We start from the raw sequence: 9989 nt of genomic DNA on the forward strand, positions 1-9989 counted from the left end.
GGCGCGTCAGGGCACCAGGTCGCCGTCGCCGTCGCCGTCGCCGTCGCCGTCGCCGTCGTCGAGCGGGGAGTCGACCTCCGCCGGAAGCCAGCGCGCCCACCACCGCAGGACGTGCTCGAAGCGCGCCAGCCGGTGCCTCGGCCGGCCCGATCGGGAGAGGTCGTGCCCCTCGCCGGGGAAGAGCAGCAGCTCCGAGGGGACGCCGCGACGCTTGAGCTCGACGTAGAGGCGCTGCCCCTGCTCCAGCGGCGTGGCCCAGTCCTGCTCGGCGTGGACCACCAAGGTCGGCGTGGTGATGGCCGGGGCGGCGACGAGCGCGCTCTGCTCCGCGAGCCGCGCCGGGTCGGTGCCCAGGTACTGGTCGACGAGGTACCAGCCGGTGTCGCCGGAGCCCACGAAGCTCACCGGGTCGGTGAACGCCCGCTCGACGACCGCCGCGGCGAACCGGTCGGTGCGGCCGATCAGCAGCGCCGTCAGGTAGCCGCCGTACGAGCCCCCCGTGACCCCGACCCGGTCGGCGTCCAGGGCCGGGTCCTCGAGCACAGCGTCGAGGAACGCGAGGACGTCCGCGGCGTCCAGCCCGCCCCAGCCGTGGCGGATCCCCCGCCCGTGCTCCGCCCCGTAGCCCGACGACCCCCGCGGATTGCACTGCACCACCGCGTAGCCGGCGGAGACGAGCACCTGCGTCTCGTCGAGCAACGTCCACCCGTACTGGCTGAACGGTCCGCCGTGCACGGTCAGCAGCACCGGGTGCGGCCCCGGACCGGGCGGCGTGGTCACCCAGCCGTGCACGGGGTAGCCGTCGGGGGCCGTCGCCGTGCGCTCGCGCATCCGGTGCAGCCGGCCGGTGGCGCCCAGCTCGCGGCCGAAGGCGGTGAGCAGCCGCCGCCCGCCCCCGGACAGCGCGACCAGCTCACCGGCCGAGCGGTCGTGCGCGACGGTGGCGACGACGACCCCTCCCCCGGCGGCGATGCCGCGCACCGTGAACGGCCCGTCGACGAGCACCTCCGCCGGTCCGCCGTCCAGCGGCACGCGCAGCAGCTCGACCGAGCCGCGCCGCTCCACCCCGACGAGGAGGGCGCCGTCCGCGAGCACGGTCGCCGGGGTGTCGTCACCCCGGTGGTGCGCCTCCGGATCGAGCAGCGGGTGCAGCGCGCCGTCGTCGGCGATCCGGCAGGGCACGGGTGACCGGGCGACGACGTCCAGCCCGTCGACTCCGAGGTCGGGGACGGCGGTGACGTAGAGGGTGCCGTCGGATCCGTACGCGGGGCCGGCGCACCGACCCCGCGATCCGGTGACCCGGCGCAGACCGGTGCCGTCGGTGCCGATCTCGTGCACGTCGCGCACCAGGTCCCGGTCGGCGCGGGGATGCCGGGCCGACACGAACGCCACGGCGGCGCCGTCGGGCCGCCAGGCGACGTCGGCGCAGTCGGCGTCCCCGGAGGTCAGCTGCACCGGCTCGGGCAGGGGCGCCGCGTCGTCGTGCCGGTGCGGCGGCAGGTCGAGGACGAAGACCTGGCTGCGGCGGTCGGTCACGAACCCGACGCCGTCCTCCCGGAACTGCAGCGTGGTGATCAGCCGGGGTGGCTCCGCCTCGGGTCCGATCCCCTCGACGGTGCCGTAGCGCCCGTGCTCGGGCACGCGGGCGACGTAGGCCAGCCGCCGGGAGTCCGGGGACCACACCGGGGTACCGGCGCCCAGCGGGTGGTCGGTGAGCCGGCGGGGCTCGCCGCCGGCGGTCGCCAGCAGCCAGATCTGCGGCTGCCCGCCGCGCTCGGCGCCCAGGTAGGCGATCCACCGGCCGTCCGGGGAGAACGCCGGCGCGCTGTCCCGGTGACCGGCGCTGATCGGCCGGGCCGGCGCCGACGCGTCGGTGGGGACGGCCCAGAGCTGACCGCGGTACTCGTCGGCCCCGAGGTCGAGCCGCTCCACGGCGACGACCGCCATCCGGCCGTCCGGGGAGACAGTGGGGACGCCCGGCGTGCGGAGGAGCGCGAGGTCGTCGGGGCGCATGGGAATCGACGCTAGTCGGTGGCCGTGCCGGCCCGTTCCGGGCCCGCGAGGCTCAGGTCGGGACCGGCCGGGCGCGGAGGGTGCTCACCAGCGCCAGGCTGCCGAGCAGGGGCAGCAGCGCGAGCAGCAGCAGGCTCCGGTCGATCCCGAGCACCTCCCCGGCCCCGCCGACGACGGCGGAGCCCACGCCCCCGCCGACGAGGAACACGAGCGTGGCGATGCCCAGGGCCACCCCGCGGACGTCGGGCGGGACGGCGTCGCCCACGGCCGCCATGAGGGCCGGCTGGCCCAGCCCGAAGGCGAGCGTCACGAGGATCACCGCCGTGACGAGGACGGCCGCCGAGCCGAGCGCCGCGCCCAGCGCGGCGACGGCCAGCGCGACCGCCGCGGTCGCGTCCGAGGTGACCAGCGAGCGGCCCGGCCCGAGACGCGCCAGCAGCGGACCGGCGAGGCGCGGGGCGAGGAAACCGGTGAGCGCGCTGGGCACCAGTGCCAGCCCCACCTGCAGCGGTGTCCACCCGCGTGCGGCGAGGACCGCCGGCACGGCGATGAGCAGGGCGAACCAGGCCGCCGGCACCGCCGACGCGGCCAGTGCGCTGCGGACGACGACGGGCTCCCGGATCACCGTGCGCGGCAGGAAGCCCTCCGGCCGCCGCCGTACCCGCGCCGCGACTGCCGGGACGCCGAGCCCCAGCAGCAGGGCGCCCGCCGTCGCCACCGCGACCCCCGACGCCGGCGACTGCACGAGGAGCACCAGCCCCGCCGCCGTCGCGGCCACGAGCACCGCGCCGAGGACGTCGAGCCGGGCACCGGTCCCCTGGGTGGGCAGCGCCCGCCACAGCGCGGGGATCACCAGCAGGCCGAGGGCGGGGAGCGCCACGACGGCCCGCCAGCCGGCGAGGTCCGCGACCAGGCCGCCCGCGAGCGGGCCCAGGGCGCTCACGGCGGCGGCCGTGCCGGCCACCTTCCCGAGCGCGGTCGTCCGGACGGCGCCGTCGTAGCGGGCGCTGACGATGGCCATGCCGAGGACCGGCACCGCGGCCGCGCCCATGCCCTGCAGCAGCCGGGCGGCCAGCAGCACCTCGATGCTGGGCGCGAAGCAGCCGAGGACGGCGCTGCCGGCCATGAGGCCGATGCCGACCAGCAGGGGCAACCGGATGCCGGCGAGGTCGGCGGCCCGCCCGTAGACCGCGGTCGCCACCGCCAGCATGAGGGCGTAGAGGCTGATGACCCAGGAGACCCCGCCGGTGGTGAGGTCGAGGTCGGCGGCGATGGCCGGCAGCGTGACCGCCACGGCCGCGCTGCCCATCCCGGCGAGACCGAAGAGCAGACCGACGAGTCCGGCGACGCGGCCGGCGTCCGTCGATTCACCCACGAACAGCCCCCAACCCGCCGGGGCCGGGGTCTGTTCCGCAGGCGACTAGCGCGGGTTGCGCGTCTCGCCCTTTTCCTCGGCGAGGCGGGCCTCCGCCTTGGCGGCGGCCTCCGGCCCACCGGTGGCCACCGACCGCGCCGTCTCGGTGTCGACGTCCGGCGCCCCCGGGGTGGCGATCTGGCCGCGCGTCTTGAGCAGGCTGGCGACCGTGGCGATGAGCAGGACGCCCAGGATGATCGAGAGCGACAGCCAGATCGGGATCTCCGGGATGCTGTCGATCGGCTCCCGCTCGCTCGCGAAGGGCAACTGGTTCTCGTGCACCGCCTCCAGGATCAGCTTCACGCCGATGAAGGCCAGGATCACCGCCAGGCCGAGCGAGAGGTACACCAGCCGCTTGAGCAGACCGCCGAGCAGGAAGTACAGCTGGCGCAGGCCCATGAGGGCGAAGACGTTGGCCGTGAAGACGATGAACGGCTCGCGGGTCAGACCGAAGATCGCCGGGATGCTGTCCAGCGCGAAGATCAGGTCCGTCGTGCCGAGCGCCAGGATGACCACGATCATCGGCGTCCACATCTTCTTGCCGTTCTCGCTCACCCGGATCTTGGCGCCGTGGTAGTCCTGCGTGATCGGCAGGACCTTCCGCATCCGCCGGATGAACGCGTTCTCCTCGTAGTCCTCGTCGTCGTCGCGGTGCCGGACGAGGTTGAACGCCGTGTAGATCAGGAAGACGCCGAAGATGTAGAAGACCCACACGAACCGCTCGATCACCACGGCGCCGAGCAGGATGAAGATCCCGCGCAGGACGAGCGCGATGATGATGCCGATCATCAGCGCTTCCTGCTGGAACTTCCGCGGCACCTGGAAGCGGGCCATGATGATCACGAAGACGAAGAGGTTGTCGACCGAGAGCGAGTACTCGGTGAGCCAGCCCGCGTAGAACTCCGTCGCGTACGTGCCGTTGGTGAACGCCAGCATCAGCAGGCCGAAGACCAGCGCCAGGCTGATGTAGAAGCTGACCCAGAGACTGGCCTCCTTGATGGAGGGCTCGTGGGGGCGACGGGCGACGATGGCGAGGTCCGCGAGCAGCAGGACGGTGAGTCCCACGAACGTCGCGACCTCGAACCAGACGGGGAGCTCCACGGGGCCAGACTCTACGGTGCGCGGAGCGCCGTCGCCGACGACGCACCCTCGACGGAGAGCACCGCGGCGAGCGCCCGCACCGAGCTCCGGAGCTCGCCGGCCGCCTCCTCGCCGAGCGCGCCGACGATCCCGTGCAGGACGCGGATCCGCAGCCCCTCGACCTGCTGCTGCACCACCCGGCCGCTCTCGGTGAGCTGCCAGGCGCCCGGGTGCACTCCGTCGGCGCCGGTCACGAGGCCACGAGCGCGGAGGGCCCGCAGGGTCGCCACCGCGGCGTCGTCCACCTGACCGGTCAGCTCGGCGACGACGACCGTCCGGTCGGCTCCCCCGGCCACCGCGAGCAGCGTCGACAGCTCGCCGCTCCGCAGGTTCGTCAGCTCCTCCACCCGCCGGCGCAGCCCCTCGGCGGCGCCGGCCAACCCGGTGAGGTCGTCCAGCAGGTCGAGGACGCCGGCCATCGAGGGCACGGCGAGCGGCGCGAACGTCGCGGGAGCGGTCACCGCTGGTCCGACCCGGCCGCGAGCGCGGCCCGCTCGTCCCTGTCGCGGCGGTTCTTCGCCAGGCTGGCCACCGTGGTCACCACGAGCGTCACGAGGATGACGCTCAACGACAGCCAGGTCGGGATCTCCGGGATCACGGTGATGTGCTCGCCGCCGTTGATGAACGGCAGCTCGTTGGTGTGCAGCGCGTGGATGACCAGCTTCACGCCGATGAAGCCGAGGATCACGGCCAGGCCGTAGGAGAGGTAGACCAGCCGGTCGAGCAGGCCGTCGATGAGGAAGAACAGCTGCCGCAGGCCCAGCAAGGAGAAGGCGTTGGCGGCGAAGACCAGGTAGGTCTCCTGCGTGAGGCCGAAGATCGCCGGGATCGAGTCGACGGCGAAGAGGATGTCGGCGCTGCCGATGGCGATCAGCGCGATGGCCAGCGGAGTGATGTAGCGCTTGCCGTCGATGCGGACGGACAGCTTGTCGGAGTGGTACTCGTCCGTGGTCCGGAAGGCCCGCTTCGCGCCCCGCAGGAGCAGGTTCTCCTTGTAGTCCTCGTGGCCGTCGTGGCCACCGGACCGGGCCTGCACCCAGGCGGTGTAGATCAGGATGGCGCCGAAGAGGTAGAAGACCCAGCTGAAGTTCTCGATGGCGGCGGCACCGACCAGGATGAAGACGGTGCGGAGCACCAGCGCGAAGGTGATCCCGTAGAGCAGCACCTTCTGCTGCAGTTCCCGGGGGATCCCGAAGCTCGCCATGATGAGGACGAAGACGAAGAGGTTGTCGATCGACAGGCTCTTCTCGGTGATGTAGCCGGCGAAGTACTCACCGCCGAACTGCGCGCCGTAGAACCAGAAGATCAGCAGCCCGAAGACGACGGCGATGCCGACGTAGACGCCCGACCAGATCGCGGACTCGCGGAGCGTGGGCGCGTGCGGCGTCCGCACGTGGCCGATGAGGTCGAACAGCAGCATGCCGACGATCAGGCCGACGGTGAGAGCCCACACCCAGAAGGGGACGTCCAAGGAAAAGCCTCCGATGACTGGCGAAGCGTCAGTACCGGAGGTCTCTCCCACCGCCACCAGAGGCGGCGACCGGCGGGCCGGGGGTCATGGAACCCCGTATTGACGACCTCGCCGCGCAGGGATACTCCCCTCCACGGACGCGCTCGCTGAGCGCATCCTCTGGCCCCAACGGCCCGGTGACCGGCTGTGTTCCCGGCCTTCCGGATCGTTTCCGGCCGCGTGGCCGGCCGCCGGGTCAGGCGCCGGTGGCGAGGAAGGCCGCGCGGGCGTGCCGGAGCATCCGGTCCCGCTCGGCGGCACGCAGGTATCCGGCGTCGATCTGCTCGTCGACCGCCGCGGCGTACCGCGTCAGGTATCCGTCCACGTCGCCGTACCGCTCGCGCAACTCGTCGGCGGAGAACGGCTGCCAGCCGCCCCAGTTGCCGCACACGTCGGTGATCGACGAGGTGCCGACCGGGCTCAATGCCACGGGCAGGGGGCGGCCCAGCGGGACGGCCGCGTCGGGGAACCGGACGCCCCCGAGCGGCTGCCCGGTGTCCTCGTCCGCCGCGGGCACCGACAGCTCGACCCCGGGCAGCTCGTTGACCGTGGCCCCCTCCGGCGGCGCGACCAGGTCGAAGAGCGCCGTCGGGGGCAGCTCTGCGTCCCGGCCGCGGAGGACGTCGGCCACGTCGGCCAGCAGGCTGCGCAGGTAGGGCTCGTAGGAGATCGGGTTGCGCGGGACCTCGATGCCGCCGTTGCACCCGAGCGCGCCGAACACGACCGCGTCGGGGTAGGTGCGCCCGGCGTGCGGCGCCGGCCAGTCGTACCGGGGCACGTCGTGGCCGCCGTGCGCCTGCGCGGTGACGCTGGCCCGGAGCCGGTAGTAGTCGGTGTAGGTGGCGACGTCGACGAACAGCGGATCGCTGTCCGGGCGGGTGAGCACCTGCTCGTAGCCGAGCGGCACCGCGTTCTCCAGGAGGTAGGGACGCTGCTCCTCCTCCCCCGCGAGCTGGTTGATCGCCAGCCAGTTGCCCATGCCGGAGACCGCCACCGCTGCGCCGAAGACCCGGCCGCCGCTCAGCGGGTCGACGTTGAAGCCTTCGGCCACCAGCGTGGTGACGAACCACGCGCTCTGGCTGATGCCGGCCAGGATCGACGCGCGGAACCGCGGCAGCGCCGGCCCTTCGGGGGCGTCCTCGACCCGGCCGGTCAGCAGCCGGCCGAAGTCGCGGACGACGACCTGGCCGATGCCCTGTGCCGTGGCGGGGACGCCCGCGGCGATCCCGGTCTCCCACTGCACGCGGGCGTAGCCGAACCCGTGCTCGCACAGGAAGCCGGTGCCCCGGCCGGGCCGGTAGACCGCCGTCGCCGGGGAGCTGTCGGCCGAGCCGAGCGCGACCTGCTCGACGCTGACCAGCACGGCCGGGCGGCCCCGGTTCTCGGCGTCGACGAGGACGAGGTCGCCGCCCCCGGCGGGGGCGATCACCTCGAACTCGGCGCTGTAGACGTGGCGCCCCTGCTCGTCGGCGGGCAGCTCGGCCAGACCGGCCACCCGCTCCCCCGGGTCGACGACACCGTGCACCGTGCCCGTCGTCCGCTGCCAGGTGCGCCCGCCCAGCTCGATCGGGGCGGTGGTGGCCTGGACAGCGGTGATCGCCGACGGACGGGTCATGCGGGCGGCTCCGGGATCAGGCGTGCGCGGCGTCGAACTGGCGGAGTTCCTTCTTGAGCTCGGTCAGCTCGTCGCGCAACCGCGCCGCGACCTCGAACTGCAGCTCCCGCGCCGCGGAGAGCATCTGCTCGTTCATCGTCTGGATCATGTCCGCCAGCTCGGCCCGCGGCAGGCCCTGGACGTCGATCGACCCGGCCTTCGCCTTGCCCTTGGAGGACAGCCCGGGGACCGGCGACTTCCCGCGGGACTGCTGACGCCCCGACCCGCCGAGGAGCTCGGTCGCGGCGTCGGCGTCCTCGGCGGCCTTGTAGATGCCGTCCAGGATGTCGACGATCTTCTTCCGCAGCGGCTGCGGATCCACCCCGTGCGCGGTGTTGTAGGCGATCTGCTTCTCGCGCCGCCGGTTCGTCTCCTCGATGGCCTGCGCCATCGAGGGCGTGATCTTGTCGGCGTACATGTGCACCTGGCCGGAGACGTTGCGCGCCGCGCGGCCGATGGTCTGGATCAGCGACTTGCCCGACCGGAGGAAGCCCTCCTTGTCGGCGTCGAGGATCGCCACGAGGGACACCTCGGGCAGATCGAGCCCCTCGCGGAGCAGGTTGATCCCGACCAGCACGTCGTACTCGCCCTGGCGCAGCTCGCGCAGCAGCTCGACCCGGCGGAGCGTGTCCACCTCGGAGTGCAGGTAGCGCACCTTGATGCCGAGCTCGAGCAGGTAGTCGGTCAGGTCCTCGGACATCTTCTTGGTCAGGGTGGTGACCAGGATCCGCTCGTCCTTCTCCGTACGGAGCCGGATCTCGTGCACCAGGTCGTCGATCTGGCCCTTGGTCGGCTTGACCACGACCTCCGGGTCGATCAGGCCGGTCGGCCGGATGACCTGCTCGACGACGTCGCCCTGCACCTTGCCCAGCTCGTAGTCACCGGGCGTCGCCGAGAGGTAGACGGTCTGGTGGATCCGGTCGGTGAACTCCTCCCACTTGAGCGGGCGGTTGTCCATCGCCGACGGGAGCCGGAAGCCGTGCTCGACCAGCGTGCGCTTGCGGCTCATGTCGCCCTCGTACATGCCGCCGATCTGCGGCACGGTCACGTGCGACTCGTCGATGACCAGCAGGAAGTCGTCCGGGAAGTAGTCGATGAGACAGGCGCCGGCGCTGCCGGGGGCACGGCCGTCGATGTGCCGCGAGTAGTTCTCGATGCCGGAGCAGAAACCGACCTGCCGCATCATCTCGATGTCGTAGGTCGTGCGCATGCGCAGCCGCTGGGACTCCAGCAGCTTGCCCTGCCGGTCGAGCTCCGCCAGTCGGGTCTCGAGCTCGGCCTCGATGCTGCGGATCGCCCGCTCCATGCGGTCGGGCCCGGCGACGTAGTGGCTGGCCGGGAAGACGAACAGCTCCTCGACCTCGCGGACGACCTCGCCGGTCAGCGGGTGGAGGTAGTACAGCCGCTCGACCTCGTCGCCGAACATCTCGATGCGGACGGCGAGCTCCTCGTACACCGGGAAGACCTCGATCGTGTCGCCCCGCACCCGGAAGGTGCCGCGGGTGAAGGAGAGGTCGTTGCGGGTGTACTGCTCGGTGACCAGGGTGCGGAGCAGCTCGTCGCGGTCCCGCTCCTCGCCCTTCCCGATCTTGAGCGCCCGCTCGACGTACTCCTGCGGCGTGCCCAGGCCGTAGATGCAGGAGACGGTCGAGACGACGATGACGTCGCGCCGGGTGAGCAGGCTGTTCGTTGCCGAGTGCCGCAGCCGCTCGACCTCCTCGTTGATCGAGGAGTCCTTCTCGATGTAGGTATCGGTCTGCGGGACGTACGCCTCGGGCTGGTAGTAGTCGTAGTACGAGACGAAGTACTCGACGGCGGCGTCGGGCAGCAGTTCCTTGAACTCGTTCGCCAGCTGCGCGGCGAGCGTCTTGTTCGGCGCCATCACCAGGGTCGGGCGCTGCACCTGCTCGATCAGCCAGGCCGTCGTCGCCGACTTGCCGGTACCGGTCGCCCCGAGCAGCACCGTGTCCTGGGCGCCCGCGTTCACCCGCTCGGCCAGCGCCTTGATCGCGGCCGGCTGGTCACCCGCCGGCTCGAACTCGCTGACGACGCGGAAGCGGCCCTGGGTGGGCCTGATGTCGGTGGTCGTGGGCACGGGGACGACGGTACGACGGCGGTACGACAGAACGCGCGGTCGCGAGCCCGCGACGCCCTGCTCACCCCGCCGGGACCTGCGCCGATCCGGACGCAACGGTCCCGTGGCAGGTACTTGCGGAGGCCCTCAGGTGGTCCTAGCGTCCCGCCTCGCAGGAGCATCC

At 72.6% G+C, this 9989-nt stretch carries 7 protein-coding genes; all 7 read right to left on the minus strand.

Annotated features, from left to right (window positions below):
• Positions 1-6: 6 nt before the first annotated feature.
• The 7 genes from CRP29_RS12975 to uvrB all read right to left on the minus strand — a co-directional run bounded on the left by CRP29_RS12975 (position 7) and on the right by uvrB (position 9826).
• The gene (locus CRP29_RS12975) at positions 7-2013 is read right to left on the minus strand and encodes a S9 family peptidase (RefSeq protein ID WP_097195422.1); all 2007 of its coding nucleotides are present in this window, start codon (positions 2011-2013) and stop codon (positions 7-9) included.
• A gap of 52 nt (positions 2014-2065) precedes the next feature.
• On the minus strand, positions 2066-3388 hold the full coding sequence (locus CRP29_RS12980; RefSeq protein ID WP_097195423.1) for an MFS transporter: 1323 nt from the start codon (positions 3386-3388) through the stop codon (positions 2066-2068).
• A gap of 45 nt (positions 3389-3433) precedes the next feature.
• Entirely contained in the window at positions 3434-4528 is a 1095-nt protein-coding gene (locus CRP29_RS12985; protein WP_097195424.1) for a TerC family protein, read from the minus strand.
• Positions 4529-4539: 11 nt separating this feature from the next.
• Positions 4540-5028: a hypothetical protein gene (locus tag CRP29_RS12990; RefSeq protein ID WP_097195425.1), complete on the minus strand. Its 489-nt coding sequence runs from the start codon at positions 5026-5028 to the stop codon at positions 4540-4542.
• Positions 5025-6038, minus strand: coding sequence for a TerC family protein (locus CRP29_RS12995; protein WP_097195426.1), 1014 nt, complete (start codon positions 6036-6038; stop codon positions 5025-5027). The genes CRP29_RS12990 and CRP29_RS12995 overlap by 4 nt, the downstream gene beginning before the upstream one ends.
• 235 nt (positions 6039-6273) lie before the next feature.
• Positions 6274-7692 carry an alpha/beta hydrolase domain-containing protein gene (locus CRP29_RS13000; RefSeq protein ID WP_097195427.1) on the minus strand — a complete coding sequence of 473 codons (1419 nt, stop codon included), beginning with the start codon at positions 7690-7692 and terminating at the stop codon, positions 6274-6276.
• Positions 7693-7708: 16 nt separating this feature from the next.
• Entirely contained in the window at positions 7709-9826 is a 2118-nt protein-coding gene (gene uvrB / locus CRP29_RS13005; RefSeq protein ID WP_097195428.1) for an excinuclease ABC subunit UvrB, read from the minus strand.
• Between the last annotated feature and the right edge of the window lie 163 nt (positions 9827-9989).

It is taken from the genome of Blastococcus aggregatus (assembly GCF_900221005.1).
In the GTDB taxonomy this organism is placed as follows: Bacteria; Actinomycetota; Actinomycetes; order Mycobacteriales; family Geodermatophilaceae; genus Blastococcus; species Blastococcus aggregatus.

Bases quoted from the DNA above. Each gene is read 5' to 3' on its own strand.
- CRP29_RS13000 (WP_097195427.1), bottom strand. From the start codon at position 7,692: ATGACCCGTCCGTCGGCGATCACCGCTGTCCAGGCCACCACCGCCCCG.
- CRP29_RS12975 (WP_097195422.1), bottom strand. From the start codon at position 2,013: ATGCGCCCCGACGACCTCGCGCTCCTCCGCACGCCGGGCGTCCCCACT.